Source organism: Actinophytocola algeriensis (genome assembly GCF_014203735.1).
Taxonomy (GTDB): Bacteria; Actinomycetota; Actinomycetes; order Mycobacteriales; family Pseudonocardiaceae; genus Actinophytocola; species Actinophytocola algeriensis.
In genome coordinates, this window is sequence record NZ_JACHJQ010000010.1 from 157,923 (window position 1) to 174,356 (window position 16,434).

Annotated in this window: 12 protein-coding genes; 7 read left to right on the plus strand and 5 right to left on the minus strand. The window is 71.1% G+C overall.

The features are described from left to right. Positions 1 to 28 precede the first annotated feature (28 nt). From FHR82_RS38450 to FHR82_RS38460, 3 genes are all read right to left on the minus strand, one after another. A complete protein-coding gene (locus FHR82_RS38450) occupies positions 29 to 2,596 on the minus strand; it encodes an AAA family ATPase (RefSeq protein ID WP_184815577.1) in 2,568 nt (855 codons plus the stop codon). A gap of 337 nt (positions 2,597 to 2,933) precedes the next feature. After that, complete coding sequence (locus FHR82_RS38455; protein ID WP_184815578.1) at positions 2,934 to 3,611, minus strand: helix-turn-helix transcriptional regulator; 678 nt, start codon at positions 3,609 to 3,611, stop codon at positions 2,934 to 2,936. 200 nt (positions 3,612 to 3,811) lie between these two features. Next, positions 3,812 to 6,580 (minus strand): helix-turn-helix transcriptional regulator, encoded by a 2,769-nt coding sequence (locus tag FHR82_RS38460; protein ID WP_184815579.1) that lies wholly within the window; start codon positions 6,578 to 6,580, stop codon positions 3,812 to 3,814. Between the two features lie 170 nt (positions 6,581 to 6,750). Between FHR82_RS38460 and FHR82_RS38465 the strand changes: the two genes are divergently transcribed. Together FHR82_RS38465 and FHR82_RS38470 are read left to right on the plus strand one after the other, a co-directional pair. Next, the gene (locus tag FHR82_RS38465; RefSeq protein WP_184815580.1) at positions 6,751 to 7,503 is read left to right on the plus strand and encodes a thioesterase II family protein; all 753 of its coding nucleotides are present in this window, start codon (positions 6,751 to 6,753) and stop codon (positions 7,501 to 7,503) included. Positions 7,504 to 7,571: 68 nt separating this feature from the next. Next, complete coding sequence (locus FHR82_RS38470; RefSeq protein WP_184815581.1) at positions 7,572 to 8,108, plus strand: DeoR/GlpR family DNA-binding transcription regulator; 537 nt, start codon at positions 7,572 to 7,574, stop codon at positions 8,106 to 8,108. Positions 8,109 to 8,112: 4 nt separating this feature from the next. Here the strand turns inward: FHR82_RS38470 and FHR82_RS38475 are convergent, their stop codons facing one another. Further along, the gene (locus tag FHR82_RS38475) at positions 8,113 to 8,322 is read right to left on the minus strand and encodes a DUF5988 family protein (protein WP_184815582.1); all 210 of its coding nucleotides are present in this window, start codon (positions 8,320 to 8,322) and stop codon (positions 8,113 to 8,115) included. A gap of 183 nt (positions 8,323 to 8,505) precedes the next feature. On the opposite strand from FHR82_RS38475, the gene FHR82_RS38480 reads away from it, so the two are divergent. After that, positions 8,506 to 9,267 (plus strand): DeoR/GlpR family DNA-binding transcription regulator, encoded by a 762-nt coding sequence (locus FHR82_RS38480; protein ID WP_184815583.1) that lies wholly within the window; start codon positions 8,506 to 8,508, stop codon positions 9,265 to 9,267. A 3-nt stretch (positions 9,268 to 9,270) separates the two neighbouring features. Here the strand turns inward: FHR82_RS38480 and FHR82_RS47805 are convergent, their stop codons facing one another. Then, positions 9,271 to 10,032 (minus strand): aldo/keto reductase, encoded by a 762-nt coding sequence (locus FHR82_RS47805; RefSeq protein ID WP_311771478.1) that lies wholly within the window; start codon positions 10,030 to 10,032, stop codon positions 9,271 to 9,273. Positions 10,033 to 11,339: 1,307 nt separating this feature from the next. On the opposite strand from FHR82_RS47805, the gene FHR82_RS38490 reads away from it, so the two are divergent. From FHR82_RS38490 to FHR82_RS46890, 4 genes are all read left to right on the plus strand, one after another. Further along, complete coding sequence (locus tag FHR82_RS38490) at positions 11,340 to 12,245, plus strand: ParB/RepB/Spo0J family partition protein (RefSeq protein ID WP_225943827.1); 906 nt, start codon at positions 11,340 to 11,342, stop codon at positions 12,243 to 12,245. A gap of 93 nt (positions 12,246 to 12,338) precedes the next feature. Then, positions 12,339 to 13,271: an ABC transporter permease gene (locus tag FHR82_RS38495; protein WP_311771489.1), complete on the plus strand. Its 933-nt coding sequence runs from the start codon at positions 12,339 to 12,341 to the stop codon at positions 13,269 to 13,271. A gap of 45 nt (positions 13,272 to 13,316) precedes the next feature. Continuing rightward, positions 13,317 to 14,219, plus strand: coding sequence for an ABC transporter permease (locus tag FHR82_RS38500; protein ID WP_184815746.1), 903 nt, complete (start codon positions 13,317 to 13,319; stop codon positions 14,217 to 14,219). Positions 14,220 to 14,271: 52 nt separating this feature from the next. After that, positions 14,272 to 16,410, plus strand: a complete 2,139-nt coding sequence (locus FHR82_RS46890) for an ABC transporter ATP-binding protein (protein ID WP_225943826.1) — start codon at positions 14,272 to 14,274, stop codon at positions 16,408 to 16,410. The last annotated feature ends 24 nt before the right edge of the window (positions 16,411 to 16,434 follow it).

Below are 16,434 nucleotides of genomic sequence, written 5' to 3' on the forward strand. Positions count from 1 at the left end.
TCTCCTCGCCGTACCGGGGACTTCGCCGTCAGCCCAGTACCACCGGGGGCCGGAACACCGCTGCGAGCGCTCGCCTCCCGGACAGGCCGAGCGCGCGGTAGATGCCAGTGAGCCGGGACTCGACCGTGCGGGTGCCCAGCGCCAGCAGCCGGGCGATGTCCGCGTTGGACCGTCCCGCGGCGGCCAGCTGCGCCACCCGACGGTCCTCTGTGGACAGTTCGTGGGTGGCACCTGCCGCGCCCCGCGCGCTCTCCGCCTCCCGGGCGGCCAGTGCGCGGTGGACGCGGGCCGGCGACGCGGCCAGCAGGCCGACCGCGGCACGCAGGTGTGTGCGCGTGTCGTGGCCGGTGTAGGCGGCGAGCAGGTGCGTGAGGCCGTGCGTGGCCGGTTCGCCCCATGCGCGTGCGCGTCCCACCGCGTCCCGCACCTGGTCGGCGGCGGCCCTGGTCTGCCCGGCCCCGGCGTGGGCGATCGCGGCCATCGACCGCCAGGCCGACAGCGCGGGGCTGGTCTGGCGTCGCACGGTCAGCACCCGGCCGCAGTCGAGCAGCGGCGGCAGCGCGCCGACCGGGTCGGCGAGCGCGAGCCGCAGGCAGCCGCGCGCGTACTGGTACTGGGCCCACGCGGCGCCGCCGGTGGCCGCCGGGGGCAGCGGCCCGGCGAGCACGCGCTCCGCCTCGGTCACGTCGCCCTCGACGAGCGCGCGGACGGCGGTGAGCCCGGCGAGCGCGGGCAGCAGCCTCGGGTGCCACCGGTCGGCGGGGAGTTCCACTTGCGCGGCGGCGAGGTCGGCGGCGGCGCGGGTGAGCCCGCCCCTGGCCAGCTCGCAGCGGGCCCGTTCGAGCAGCGCCTGCGCGGCGGTCTGGCGGGCGCCTGCCCTTCGGGCGTCGGCGACCACGTCGTCCAGTCCGGCCACGGCCTCGGCGAGATCGCCGGTGCAGCGCAGCACCCGGCACGCGAGGATCCGCGGCCCGTGCGGCGCGTCCTGCCCCTGGCCCGTGAGCGCGGCGAGCGCGAACTCGCGCGCGCGATCGCGGTGCCTGCCGCGCATGGCGAGCCGCCACCCGGCGACCGAGGCGAGCACGGGGTCGGCGAGTTGGTCCGCTCGCGTGGTGACGGGGGCGGGCAGGACCGGTTCGCCCGCGCTGTCGTTGGCGGCGAGCCAGCCGATCGCGGCCAGCGCGGGCTGGTCGGGGCGCCGGGCGCACGCGACCGCGATGGCGCGGTCCGCTGCCTGTGCGTCGCCGCCGGTCTGCAGCAGGTCGGCGGCGGCGACCAGCACCCGGTCCGGCACCTCGGGACCGGCGCCGAGCAGGACCTCCTCCAGCCTGCGGGTGCTCACCTCGCGGCGGGCCGAGGACTCGGCACGGGCGAGGTCGACCAGTACCTCAGCGCGCTGCGCGGGGACGTCCTCACGCAGCGCGCGAGCCAGGAGCGCCGCCGCCTCGCCCGCCGGGCGGCGGACGGCGGCGGCGCGCAGGGTGTGCACCGCCCACTCGGTGTGTAGCGGCGGCGCCTGCACGACGAGCGCGGCGAGCCGGTCGTCGGGCAGCGCGATCCGGTGGCCGAGTTCGGCGGCGCGGCGGGCGAGGTCGGCGCGCGCCCCGGCCGGCATCCCGGCGAGCACCCGGGTGGCCACGGCGGGCCCGAGCACCGGCCGCTCCCCCGGCGGCACGAGACCGAGCCGGACGAGCAGCGCGAGCGAGGCGTCGGCGGACCGCCTGCCCAGCGGGGCGAGGGCGCGGACGAAGTCGAGGTCACCGGCGTCGCCGTACACGGCCATGGCGCGGACCAGCGCGAGCGCGTCGGCGGGCAGCCGGTCGAGCACCGGGACGGCGCGGTCGCCGACGACCTCGGCGGCGTGCTCGACGACCTCGGCGAGGTGCTCGGTCGTCGGCGGCAGGTCGAGCCGGGCGAAGCGGTCGAGCACGACCCGCAGTACGGCAGGGCTGCCGCCGGTGGCCCGCGTGACGCCCTCGGCGAATCCGGGATCGGCGGGGCGACCACACCGCACCGCGATCAGCTCGCGCACCGCCTGCTCCCCCAGCGGCCGCACGCGCAGGACGGTGGCCGGTGGCCGCGGCTGCTCGATCGCGCCGGCGGTCACCAGCAGCAGCGGCGCCTGGCCCGCCCGGCGGGCGAGGCCGCCGAGCCAGCGGCGCGAGGCGGGGTCCGCCCAGTGGACGTCGTCGACGGCCAGCACGAGCGGGCGGGTGCGGGCGAGGTCCAGGAACTCGGCGCACAGGCCGGGCACCGCGGCGCGTGCGGGGGCGCCGAGCAGGCGCAGCGGGAGCGGTTGACCCACGCCCGCGAGCTGGGCGGCCAGCTGGGTGACGACGCCGTACGGGAGGTCGGCCTCGGCAGGCGTGCAGCGGGCGACCGCGGCCGCGATGCCGATGGCGTCGGCCTCGGCGACCGCGACGTCGACGAGCGCGCTCAGGCCGGCGCCGCGCGTGCCGGCGAGGACGAGGGGGCTCGAGCGGCGGTGGGCGGCGAGACGGCCGACCGCGGTGCGGAGCCGGTGCAGCTCCGGGCCGCGTTCCACCAGGAACCCGGCCACCCCCGGAATTCCGGGTCCATACGGCGCGGCAGTCATTGACGCTCCCGTTCCGAAATTGTTCCGCGCAGAACTCGACCGCGACATCGGAATGCCGCGAAAATTCTGCATCTTGCACAAGCCCGCACACAATTCGCGTGGCGGCGTTGTGCGCCGGTCGCAGGCCGGGTCTCGGCCGTCCGGACGGTTCACGCACCGCGGCTCACGGTGACTCCGTCGTCACGAAGTGTAGGAGACGTCATGTTGATTAGCAAGCGGTTTGGTTGGTTTTACGTTGGTTATCGTAAAACCCGCGTTCACTTGCGACGCGTTTACCAGCAACAATCGTGGGCAGCGCACAGCTACCCCACACAAACGGGCACCGAGTCGGCCGCTGTCACCCGACGTAGTCCGGGAGCACCCTCGGGGGCCAGGTGCCGACGCCGAACAGGCCCATGGAGTATGCCTTGGACACCAGCGCGGACCGGTTGCCGACCTTCATCAACCGCAGCAGCGCGGTGAGGTGGTACTCGACTCCGCCGCAGCTCAGGTACAGCAGAGCGGCCAGCTGGACGGTCGAGGCGCCCGCCGCGATCCCCTCGAGGATCTGCGCGTCGGTCTCCGAGAGCAGCTTGCGCTTGCCGACCACGACGGTGCCCCGCTCCATCGGCTCCGGCCGCAGCACGACCAGCAGTCCGTCGACCTGGTTGGCCTCGCTGTGCACCACGAACCCGGTCAGCTCACCGCCGAACACGGTGCTGCCGGACAGGGGTGCGAGCACCCGGTCGACGAACCGCTGCCGCTGCCCCTCGACCAGCCGCGTCAGCTGCTGGACCAGGCGTTCTCGCACGCTCGGGTGCAGCAGGTCGGGGAACAGGACACCCCGCAGCCCGGGCACCGTGCGGCCGAACTCGGCCGCGAAACCGGCGCTCGCGTCGGTGATCAGGAGGGTGTGGTCGAGCGCGGCGACCCGCACCCCGGCCCGGTCGAACACCGTGCGGAACACGCCGTCGCGCTGTTCGGGGTCCCCGCCGAGCGTGTCGTGCGGATCGTCGATCGCGAACTCGTTGCCCATGGAAATCGACCTGTCCTGTGCTTCGTTGCGCCGTCCAAATCAATTTCGAAGACTATGGACGGGAAATGTGCGCAGCAATGCGTACGGCGGCATGGCGAGGCGATTCCAGGGATTTATCTGGCCGCGGTTCGGACGATGCGGGAATTGCCGGGCGGCTGGTTCGGTACGGACCCCACGACCGCCGCCGCGCCTCCGTACCGCTACTCCCCCGGCTCCGGTCCGCGCAGCAACGCGCCCCGGCCGGACACCCCGAGCTTGCGGTACACGCCGGTCAGCGTCTTCTCGACGGCCCGCCGGGTGACACCGAGGTCGTCGGCGATCCGCTGGTTCGTCCAGCCCTTCCGGACGGAGGCGACCACGGCCTCCTCGGACCTGGTGAGCGGCACGTGCCCGGTGCGGCGCGGCCGGGGCACCGGGCCGCCGTACGGTGAGCCCTCCGCGCCCCAGTAGGTGCCGCGCTCCCCTGCGATCCGTTCCCCCTCGGCCACGGCCTCGTCTCCGGTGGCGCCGAGCTCCCGCGACCGGCGGCCGAGCACCGTCAGGGCGGCGGCGAGGGTCAGCCGGTCGTCGGAGTCGCGCAGGGCGTCGATCGCGGACCGCACCAGCGCGAGTGCCTCGGCGCCGCCGGCGAGCGAGGCCCGTGACAGCAGCGCCCGGCCGACCGCACCCGGGCTCCCCCACGCCTGCGCCACGCGGTGCGCTTCGGCGGCCAGCGCCTCGGCGGCGGCGGACTCGCCGAGCGCGCGGTGCGCGGCCACCGCCCACTCCCGCCACGGCGGTCCGGCCGCCCCGGTCCAGCCGACGCGGCGCAGGCGGTGCCCGCAGTCGAGGAACCGGTCCAGCGCGGTAGCCCAGTCACCGGCGAGCGCGTCGGTCATGCCGCGCAGCATGGTCAGCGACACGGCGACCCGGGGATCGGCGGGTGGCGGCCCGTTCGCCAGGAGCCGGCCCGCCAGCTCGACGTCCTGGGTGCGCAGCGCGACCGAGGTGAGCGCCGTGACGGCGAGCGCGGTGGTCTCGGGCCAGTCCGGTCCGGCCGACGACAACGCGGCCGTCGCGGCCGACTGTGCGCGTCCGAGTCTGCCGGTGGCGGCGTGCAGCACCGCGAGTTCGGCGTCCAGCAGCGCCCGCTCCCCGGTCGACCCGGTGCGTCGTGCCTCGCGACCGGCCAGTTCGAGCCAGCCGGTCAGCTCCGCCTCCGCGTCGGCCGCCACGGCGGTCGGCACCAGCACGGGCAGCGCGGTGTGGACGTGCGCCGGGGTCGCGGGCTCGCGGGCGAGCACCCGGCCCAGCAGGTCGGCCACCTCGCCGCGGGGGCGGGTGCCGCCGAGCGCGGCCTCGTAGCAGTGGACCGCCAGCAGTTCCCGGCCCGCGCCGGTGCCGAGCAGGTCGTCGACCTCGGCCCGGTCGAGGTCGGCCGTGGCGACCGGGCCGGGCACGTGGTCGTGCAGGACGAGCAGGCGCATCCGGGCGGTCAGCCGGGCGGTCAGCTGCCGGTGCCTGCCCGTCGGGTCGTGCGCGACGAGGTCGGCCCACGTGTCGCGCACGACGTCGACCAGCGCGGGTGTGGTGGCGGCGAGCGCGGGCGGGATGGACAGCGCGGCCACGGCCCGCTCCACCCCGGCCGTGAGGTGCGGCAACGCCATGGTGACGTGCCGGGCGGCGGCTCCCGGGGCGGCGCTGCGCTCCGCGGCCGCGAGCGCCACCAGCAGCTGCGACCGTTCCGGGCCCTGCTCGAGGTGGTTCAGCAACGCGGCCCGCAGGTAGCGGGCGGCGGTCTCGGTGGCGCCGCGGTCCAGCGCGGCGCCCGCGGCGGCACGCAGCACGGCGCTCTCCGCGTGGTCGTACCCCCGGCCGCCCAGCAGCAGGTGGTCCGCGACGTCCTCCGCCGGGTGCGCGGCGTCCCGCAGCAGCCGGGCAGCCGTGCGGTGCAGCCGGGTGCGGACCGGCGCGGGCAGTGCGGCGAGGACGCCGTCGCGGACCGAGTCGTGCACCAGGCGCGGGGAGTCGGTGTCGGCGAGCAGGCCGGCCCGCTCCAGCGCGGCCACTGAGGACTTGTACGCCAGGTGGTCCATCCCGGACAGTCCACACAGGAGATCCGGCTCGGCGGCGTCGCCGAGCACGGCGAGCGCGCTGGCCATCGTGCGCACCTCGACCGGTGCGGACGCGAGGTCCGCCAGCCTGCGTTCCCGCAACAGCGGCTGGAGGTCCTGTGCGCGGAACGACCACGAACGCTCGGCGCGCAGACCGTCGAGCACGGCCCGCACCGCACCCGGGTTGCCGCCGGTCACCTCGTGGCAGGCGACCGCCGCCGCGGGTGGACAGTCCCATCCGGACTCGTCGGCCAGCAGCCTGCGCACGGCGTACGGGGACAGCGGCGCGGGTTCCACGGAGTGCTCCGCGGTGGCTCGGAAGTCGTCGAGCAGGCGCGGGTCCCGCGCGTCCCGGCCGTCGCAGAGCGCGCAGGCCACCAGGATCCGCGCGGACCGCACCCGCCTGCCGAGGTAGCCGAGCCACCGCAGCGACGGCGTGTCGGCCCACTGCAGGTCGTCCGCGGCGAGCAGGACCGGCCGGTCCTCGCTGACGTTGAGCAGGAACGAGTGCAGGCCGTGCAGCACGGCCTCCCCCGCCTCGTGGTCCACCGACCACGGCTCGTCGAGCAGCAGCCCGCGCACTGGGGCGGCGGGGCCACGCAGCCAGCGGTCGAGGTCGCCGTCGGTCGCGGTGCTGACGAGCGGCTGGAAGAGCTGCTGCACCACCCCGAACGCGAAGTCCCGTTCGGCGACCGCGGCGTCGGCGCGCAGCCGGACGAAGTCGGCGGGCACCGCGGCGCACACCGCGTCGAGCAGCGCCGTCCGGCCCGCCCCCGGCGGTCCGCCGACCACCAGCACTCCGCCGTGCCCACGGGCCGCGGCCGTCGTCACGGCCTGCGCCGTGGCCAGCTCGCGATCACGTTCGAGCAACGCCAAGCCGATCACTCCATCGTTGGGTGACGCGGTGGATTGTGGAGCATAGTTGGTATCGGTATGGATTTTCAACCAGTATGCGTTGGTTCGTGTGGGTTTGCCGGGATGACTGGGGATCTCCAGGTTCGTTCCGGGGTTCACTACCCCGGCCGCCGACCCGAGGAGGACCCGTCATGACCACCGCAGCACCGGCCACCGCGTGGTTGCGCCGCTACCACCCAGCCGACCCCGGCGCCCGCCGCCTCGTCTGCTTCCCGCACGCGGGCGGCTCGGCGAGCTTCTACCACCCGGTGTCCGCCCGGTTCAGCCCGGACGTCGAGGTGATCGCCGTCCAGTACCCCGGTCGGCAGGACCGCAGGCACGAGTCCCGCGTCGACGACCTCCGCGTGCTCGCCGGGCTGATCGCCGACCAACTCCGTGCGCTGCCACCGAAACCGACGGTCTACTTCGGACACAGCATGGGCGCCGCCGTAGCGTTCGAGACCGCGTGGCGGCTCGAAGGGGACGGCCTCGGGCCCCGCGCGCTCGTCGCGTCGGGCTGGCGGGCGCCGTCCGACCCGCTCGACGAGGGCGTGCACCGGCGTGACGACGACGGGGTGCTCGCCGAGATCCGCGGCCTCGACGGCACAGCGGCGGCTTTGCTCGCCGACGAGGAGATCCTCCGGCTGGCGCTGCCCGCGATCCGGTCCGACTACCGGGCCATCGAGACCTACGCCGCGAACCGCGAGCAGGTGCTGCGGTGCCCGATCGTCACGCTGATCGGCGACACCGACAGCAAGGTGGACCGGGTGACCGCGAGCGGCTGGGCAGCCCACACCACCGGCGGGTTCCGGCTGGCGGTGTACCCCGGCGGGCACTTCTACCTCGTCGACAGCCAGGACCGGGTCTGCGCCGAGATCACCGCCGCGCTCGACGCCCACTGCTGACGCACCCGGCCTTGTACACTCCCCGTCCCGCGCCGAACTCCGGAACGGCCGACACCAGGGCGGTGGACATGGACGGATTCGAACGCATGGCGAAGGCCGCGCTGTCCGACCTCCCCTCGGACGGCGCGATCCTGCTCGACTCGTCACCGGCGGCCCACCACGTCGCCGCGCTGCTGCCCGCCGACCGGGAACTGATCGTCGTCACCAACTCGTTCCACGTCGCGACACTGCTCAGCACGCGGCCGAAACTCGAACTGCGACTGGTCGGGGGGCAACTGCGGCCGGGGTCCTCGGCGGTGGTCGGGCCGTGGTCGCGGCAGGCGCTGCGGGACAGCTTCGTGGACATCGCGTTCCTCGGCGCGGACGGCGTCACCCCGGCGCACGGCGCGAGCAGTGCCGACGAGGAGGTCGCCACGTTCAACCGCGCGGCCGTCGCCGCGGCCCGGCGCGTGGTGCTGCTGGCCGAACACACCGCGCTGGGGCGCGCGCACCCGGCGTCGTTCGCGACGCTGGCCGACGTCGACACCGTCGTGACGGACGCGGGCGCCGACCCGGAACTGCTGCGGGAGATCACCGCGGCGGGCCCGCGCACGCTCGTGGCCTGAAACGCTATTCCGCCACCCGTGTGCGATCGCACCACTCGAATACCGGCACCGGCTCGCCGTCGATTTCCAGATCCCCGCCGCGGTACTCGAAGTGCTCGTGCCACGACGCGAACGGGATCTTCACCTTGTTCACGAGATCGGTGACCTCCCGCAGGCGTTCGCTCGCAGGCAGTCCGTCCGGACCACCCGACAGCACCACACGTACGCTGGTCATGACGCCCTCCTTGACGCGTGACGGAATGTCGGGAAAATCATTTCCCGTCCGGCACTAGTGATTCCAGCAGTTCCCCCGGGATAACATTCGGGCCGGTAATGGCGACCGCTGTTCGTTCCCGGGGGAAGCGGTGGTCCGGACGAGCGGGCTACCCCGGATGTCACCTCCGCGGAAGGAGAGTCGGTGTACGCCGAAGAGCGGCAGCAGGTCATCCTCGAACGAGCCCGCTCCCGGGGAAGGGTGGACGTCACCGCACTCGCCGACGAGTTCAAGGTGACCACGGAAACCATCCGCCGCGACCTCACCACCCTCGAACGCCACGGTGTCCTCCGCCGGGTCCACGGCGGCGCCATCCCGTTGGAGCGCCTCGGCCTCGAGCCGGCGCTGTCCACTCGCGAGGTGGTGATGACCGAGGAGAAGACCCGCATCGCGAAGGCGGCGGTCACCGAACTCCCCAACGAGGGCAGCATCCTCCTCGACGCGGGCTCCACCACCGCCCGCTTCGCCGACGAGCTGCCCACCGACCGCGAGCTGACGGTGGTCACCCACTCGGTGAACATCGCGCTGAACCTGACCGCCCGTCCCAACCTGACGATCATGCTGGTCGGCGGGCGGCTGCGCAGCCGCACCCTCGCCACCGTGGACTCGTGGGCACTGCAGGCGTTGCAGAGCACCTTCGTCGACGTCGCGTTCATTGCCACCAACGGCGTCTCCGTGGAACGTGGCCTCACCACCCCGGACACCGCGGAGGCGATGATCAAGCGGGCGGCCGTGGCGAGCGCCCGCCGCTGTGTCCTGCTGGCCGACCACACCAAGGTGGGCAACGACTACTTCGCCCGCTTCGCCGAACTCCGCGACATCGACACGTTCATCACCGACACCGAGGTCGACAGCGCCACCGCCGCCGAGATCGCGAGCGCGGGCCCCCGCGTGGTCACCGTCTGACCCTCACCCGGCAACGCCGTGCCGCACGCCGATCCCGTCCAGCTCGGCCAGATCGTCATCGGAGAGCCGGATTCCCGCGCCCGCGACGTTCTCCGTCGGGTGCGCCACCGACGAGGTGCCTGCGACGAGCAGGATGTTCGGCGATCGTCGCAGCAGCCAGGCCAGGGCGACCGACATCGGTGTCGTGCCCAACCGCGCGGCGACCGCCGACAGCGCGGAAGACCGCAGCTCGACGAGGGTGCCGAACGCCTCGGCGAGCGAGCCGGGTCGCGGTCCCTGGGCGTCGCCGAGCCGCAGGTTGACCAGGTCGAGCCGCTCGAGGCCGAGGGTGTCGAGGTCCTCGTGGACGGCGCGGCGCAGATCCGCCGGCCGCCGGGCCGGGGACCGGCCACCCCGCTGCATGGCGCCGTAGCCGAACCGGGTGACGGTCAGCTCGCCGAGGGACCAGGTGCCACCGGGCAGGGAAACAGTGGGTACGTCAGTGCTCATGCCGTCGATCTTCAATCGCCAGCAGGTCGCCGGAGGGTGGCGGGCGAGCGCGTGCGGGCCGAAATCCTCGGCGCCGTAGTAGGGCAGGACGAGCCCGGCACCGACCCATGAGGTCACCTCGGCGCTGGCTGCGGCGGGTGTGCCGCTTCGACCGCCCGGCGCCGGGGACAGCCCCACACCGCGACGAGCCGGACGGGACGGCGACGACCTCGACCGCGAGCTGGCCGCCGTGACGGACCGCGCCACCCCGCGGAACCGGTCGTCCTGGTCTGCCACTCCTCCGGCGCTACCCGGTACTGCGCTACACCGCGGCCCACCGCGACCGCGTGCACTCGGTCGTGCTCCTCGACGGCGTGGACCCCGCCCTGGACTTGAGGTCCTGGGCGGACGTGCGGACGGCGCCGGGAAGGACTGGACCCTGCCCGCGGTGCAGCCGTGGATCAAGTATCGAGTCGGATAGCCCGCCTCTGCTTGTCGAGGTGGGGCTAGCGTCGACGATGGTGGGTGATTCGAAGCACGGAACTCCCCTTCCGCAACTGATAGTCAGCGTGGAAAGTGTGGCAGCGGACCGCGGACCGGGACCAGACATTTCAGCCCTGGCTGAAACCGGTCACTCATCACCACCGTGTTGTCCGCAAGGCAGGGGCGTTGAAGTCCACGTGGAACGGCTTCGCGCCGACCAGGGTGCGGACGAAGACGTGTCGCGGCATCTCTCGCGTCGCGCCCATTCACGCAGGTGCCGTTGAGCCGGGTCGGCGACGCGGGTGCCCGCGTCGGCGAAGTGGCGAACCGCCTGCGCACCAACGTGAAAACTCCTCGGAGAGGCGCGCCCTCCGCGTCAGCTCGCTGCGCGCCATACGCAACTCCTGATCATGGATTCGGACACCAACGCGTCGGTGACCGACAACCTGCGTGGACGAGGGCCCGGGCCGGCATCCGGGCCCGACCGGCGCTCGAAGATGTTGATCCACAGCTATTGACAACAGCTCCCCAACCGGCATCCTGAGATATAGGCAAGTGTTCAACGAACAAGAGCAGACGAATCCTTGGGGGAATCTAAGACATGGTGGGTCCACGCACATGTACGTTTGCCGCACGGTCCTGGATCGCGGCCAGTGATCGGGACGGGAACGTCGGACTGACCATTGCGCGGACGTCCCAAGATCATCGTTCTGATGGTGTGACGTAGCGCGGTCGATTGCTGGGACGCCTCCCACTGGGGTAGGCCGTGCGGCGCCAATCCGGCCACGCCGCACCTCTCGCCAGGCAGCCTTCCGCGGGCTCCCACGAACTGATCGACGGTCTGTCGCTCAGAAACGGGCGGACACCGGGCCGAGCACGCCGGTGGTGCCATGCGGGACCCTTCACGCCGGCCACTCGCCTGCACCGATGAGCTCGAAACCACCTTGCACGAAACAAGTGTGGCTTGCTGTCTCCGTTGTGTTTTGACATGCAAAACGGGAGGACGCTTTTCCATGTCCGAAAGAACCCCGCGCGATTCACCGTCCGGTCCGGTCACGAACGACAGTGTCCCCGTCACCAGGGTGCCGATAAGCTCACTGGGTGCACCCGATTCGCCTCGCATGAACGGCCAAAACGACACGCACGCCCGAATGCTGGCGGACTGCGGGGCCACCCTGCCACCGATCCTGGTCCAGCGCTCCTCCATGCGGGTGATCGACGGTGCCCACCGAGTCCGAGCCGCGATCTTGCGTGGCCAGAGTGAGATCGACGCGATCCTGGTCGACAGTGGCGCCGAGGACGCCTTCGTGTTGGCGGTGAAGGCCAACAACAGGCACGGCCTCCCCTTGTCCCTGGCTGATCGCAGAGCAGCCGCAGAACGGATCCTCAACTCCCATCCACACTGGTCGGACCGCGCCATCGCAGCGATCACGGGTCTGTCCGACAAGACCGTGGGCGCGGCCAGGCGCCGTTCGGCCGCGGAAATTCCGCAGACACACATCAGGATCGGTCGCGACGGCTCCGCTCGGCCCCTGGACACCTCGCCCGGCCGGAGGAAGGCGGCCGAGCTACTCGCTGAACGTCCCAACGCGTCTCTGCGAGAGATCAGCGCGGAGGCAGGCATCTCCGCAAGCACCGTTCGAGATGTCCGTGACCGCATTCGCCAGGGGCAGGCATTCGTCCCGGAACAACGAAGCCCGCAGATCCAGCAACCGCGGCCGTCCGCATCCGCACCGACACCGGAAGCCGCGACGGAAGGTTCACGGGTCCTGTCGAAGGCGCCGACGGAGACACTCAAGATCCTGCGGTCCGATCCGTCGCTGCGTCTCACGGAGCAAGGACGACTGCTCCTGCGCGCTCTGGAAGCGTGGACGGTCGACGAAGGCACCAGGGATCGGCTCGCCGCCAGCGTCCCACAGCACTGCGTACCTCTGATAGCCGACCTCATTACACAGAACACGAAAGCTTGGCAACAGCTGGCCAGTCAACTCAGACAAGCGCACGAAGACTGCCTGTCGGCCGAATGAGCCGTACGCCGGCTACTCGTCATGCCAACGCGATGCACGGGGTGACCACTGTGTCCTCGACACGAGGAGGGGTTCGGCCTGATCGGCTATCTGATTCGCCGGATCTGCATGTCCGTTCTGGTCGTGATCGGCGTGTCCATCTTCGTCTTCGCCCTGCTGCACGTGATCTACCCATCGCCCGCCAGGGACGTACTCGGCCTACGCGCACCACAGATGGCCGTCGACGCGTGGAACAAGGCCCATGGCTATGACGACCCGGCAGCGGTGCAGTACCTGCGCTACGTCAAGGACCTGTTGCACGGGAACCTCGGCTATTCCTACATCGAGAACCAGTCGGTCCTCGCGCTGTTCGAAGGGCGGATGGCCCGCAGTGCGTACATGTCCGGCATCTCGCTCGCACTCGCCGTCCTGATCGCCATCCCGCTGGGCGTCTTCCAGGCGGTGAAGCGCAACAGCATCGGCGACCTCGTCGTCACGAGCACAGCGTTCACCCTCTACTCGATGCCGGTGTTCTTCCTCGGTCTGCTTCTCATCCAGGTGTTCGCGCTGTCGTTGCCGGTCTTCAGCTTCCAGGCGAGCCAGTCGACATCCCTGCTGACGGTCATCGCCGACTGGCACGCCATGACTCTGCCGATCGCCACGATGACCCTGATATCGGTCGCCGCCTTCTCCCGCTACATGCGGTCCTCCTCGATGGACGTGCTCGCGCAGGACTACATCAGGGTCGCGCGGGCCAAGGGTCTGCCGGAGCGGCTGGTGCTGCTGCGGCACCTCGTCCGCAACGCCAGCCTGCCCATAGTGACGCTGGTCGGTCTGTCGCTACCGCAGCTGCTGACAGGAAACCTCATCACCGAGCAGCTGTTCAACTACCCGGGTCTGGGACTGCTCTTCTTCGACAGCCTGAAGAAGGCGGACTACCCGGTGCTGCTCGCCTATACCCAGGCCGCCGCCATCCTCGTGGTCGCCGGCAACCTGATCGCGGACATCGCGCTGAGCATCGCCGATCCGCGGATCCGGCTGAGGTGACCGGACGGACCCGAGGCAAGGAGGGCGATCTTGGCAATGTGGTCGATGTTCTTCCCGTTCGGTCGGCGACGGGCCACCGAGGACAGAGCAGACGAACCGGTACTGGACCGCCGACCGCTCCCCCTGCGCCGGGCCACCGGCAACAGGTTGGCCGTGATCGGCTTTGCCATGCTCATCTTCTTTCTGCTCTTCTCCTTCGTCGGGCCACTCGTCTACCGCACCAACCAGGATGTGATCAGCCTCGTCGACGCCAACCAGCCACCGTCGGCCGCGCACCTGCTGGGCACCGACGCCAACGGTTTCGACCAGCTCGGCCGGCTCATGAAGGGCGGGCAGACCTCCCTGGAGATCGGCCTGTTCGCCGCGGTCGTCGCTGTCACGATCGGCACGCTGTGGGGCACTGTCGCCGCGTTGTCCAACAAGACCGTCGATTCGATCATGATGCGCGTGGTCGACGTGTTCCTTTCCGTCCCGTTCCTCTTCGTGGTGCTGATTCTCGCGGTCACATTCGTTCCCTCGGTACTGTCGTTGTCCCTTGTCATCGGCGGCTTCTCCTGGCAGGTACCGGCGAGACTGGTCCACAGCGAAGTACTGATACTGCGGGAACAGGATTTCATCAGCGCTGCCCGGATTGCGGGTACGCCCCCGTGGCGGCTGATCATCAGGCACCTGGTGCCCAACACGCTCGGCGTCGTCATCGTCAACATGACGTTCCAGGTGGCCGACGCGATCCTGGCCGTCGCCTACGTCGGCTTCCTCGGCTTCGGCCTGCAGTTCCCGGACGTGGACTGGGGGGACATGCTCTCGGACGGCATGCAGTACATGCAGGCCGGCTACTGGTGGCTCGTCTACCCCGCCGGCGTCTGCATCGTGCTGACCGTCGTCGCGTTGAACTTCATCGGCGACGCGGCGCGCGACGCCACGGACGTACGGCTGCGGCACAGGTAGTGGCGCGCAAGGTAGGAATGACCAGGTCATTCGAAGGAGGTGCAGAGGTCTGATGGCGCCGCTCCTCGACGTCCAGAACCTGTCGACGTCGATCAAGCTCACGAGCTCCACCGTGCACGCCGTCGACAACGTCAGCCTCCGGGTCGGCAAAGGCGAGACGCTCGGCATCGTCGGCGAGTCCGGCTGCGGCAAGTCCGTGACGGGTTTGTCGATCATGGGTCTGCTGCCTCCCGGAGGGGCGGTCACCGGCGGCTCGATCAAGCTGAACGGCCGTGAACTCGTTGGCCTGCAGAAGGAAGAGGTGCGGCGGATCAGGGGCAACCAGATCGCGATGATCTTCCAGGACCCGCTCACATCGCTCGACCCGACCAAGACCATCGGCTACCAGGTGGCCGAGCCGGTGCGGTTGCACCGGAACGTCTCCAGAAAGGCGGCTCTGGACCGGGCTGTCGAGGTACTGGGTTTGGCGGGTGTGCCGCAACCAAGGGAAAGGCTGGACAACTACCCGCACCAGCTCTCCGGCGGCCTACGGCAGCGGGTGATGATCGCCATGGCGCTGGCCTGTGAGCCGGAACTGCTGATCGCGGACGAGCCGACGACGGCGCTCGATGTCACGATACAGGCGCAGATCCTCGCCCTGCTGAGGGATCTGAAGGAGCGGCTCGGCATGGCGATACTGTTGATCACGCACGACATGGGGGTGGTCGCGGGGCACACCGACCGGGTCTGTGTGATGTACGCGGGTCAGGTGGTGGAGACCTCCGGCGTGGTCCCGCTGTTCCGGGAGACGCGCCATCCGTACACCCGGGCGCTGCTCGCATCCATCCCCCGGTTCCGCCAGGGCCGGGAAAACGCACTGCCCGCCATCCCCGGCCTGCCGCCCGACCTGTCCCGCCCGCCCCGGGGCTGCAGGTTCGCCGCCAGGTGCTTTCGGGCCACGGAGAAGTGCCGGGCCGAGGAACCGCCGTTGACCGGGCCGACATCCGCGCACCGGTACTCCTGCTGGCATCCGCTGAACGAGCCACGCACGCTGGCGGTGTCCGGAGTGGACGTCAGCGGGACCACGGGGACCGACCTGGTCGCGCCCGACGCGCGGAGCCCCCGGACCGCGGACGGCATCCGTACCAGCGCAACGGAACACAAGCCCGAGACGGCTACCGCGAACGGCGACCGAGAGGGCCCGCTGCTGGATCTGCGCAACCTGGTGAAGGAATACCCCGTCGGCTCGAACGCGGTCCTGCGGCGCAACGCGGCAAGAGTCAAAGCGGTCTCGGACGTCTCCTTCTCCATGCCGGCAGGCACCACGTTCGGCCTGGTCGGTGAGTCCGGGTGCGGCAAGACGACAATCGGCAAGATGATCGTGGCGCTGGAACGGCCGGACTCCGGCTCGGTCACGTTCGGCGGCGTCGACGTGGCCAAGCTCCGGCGGGCCGAGCTGCGGCGCGAACGCCGCGACCTGCAGCTGGTTTTCCAGGATTCGCACTCGTCGCTGGACCCCCGGATGCGGATCGGTTCGATCATCGCCGAGCCCCTCCACGCACAGCACTGGGGAAGCAGGCAGGCACGGCGGGAGCGCGTCTTCGAACTGCTCGCAGAAGTGGGGCTGCCGAAGAACACAGTGGAGCGTTATCCGCACGAGTTTTCCGGCGGCCAGCGCCAGCGCATCGGCCTGGCGAGGGCACTCAGCCTCAACCCGAGGCTCATCGTGCTGGATGAACCCGTCAGCGCTTTGGACGTGTCCATCAGGGCGCAGATGCTCAACCTGATGACGCGGCTGCAGGCGTCGCACGGCCTGACCTATCTGGTGGTCTCGCACGACCTCACGGTCGTCAGACATCTCGCGGACCGGATCGGCGTGATGTACCTGGGTAAACTCGTCGAGATCGGCTCCGGGTCCGACATCTACGAACGGCCCGCGCACCCGTACACGGCAGGGCTGATCGCCGCCATCCCGTTGCCCAGCCCCGCCGCGGAGCACGCCAAGAAGGAACCCGCCATCACCGGCGAGCTGCCCAGCCCGGTGCACCCACCATCGGGATGCCGCTTTCGCACCAGGTGCCGGTTCGCGCAGGAACGCTGTGCCGTCGAAGAACCCGAACCACGTTCGTTCGGCCCAGGTCACCTGGCTGCCTGTCATTTCCCGTTGCGGACGGCAACTCCTCCTGAGACCACGGCCGACTTCGCCGGCTGAGCCGAAACACCCACTTCCGAAGAA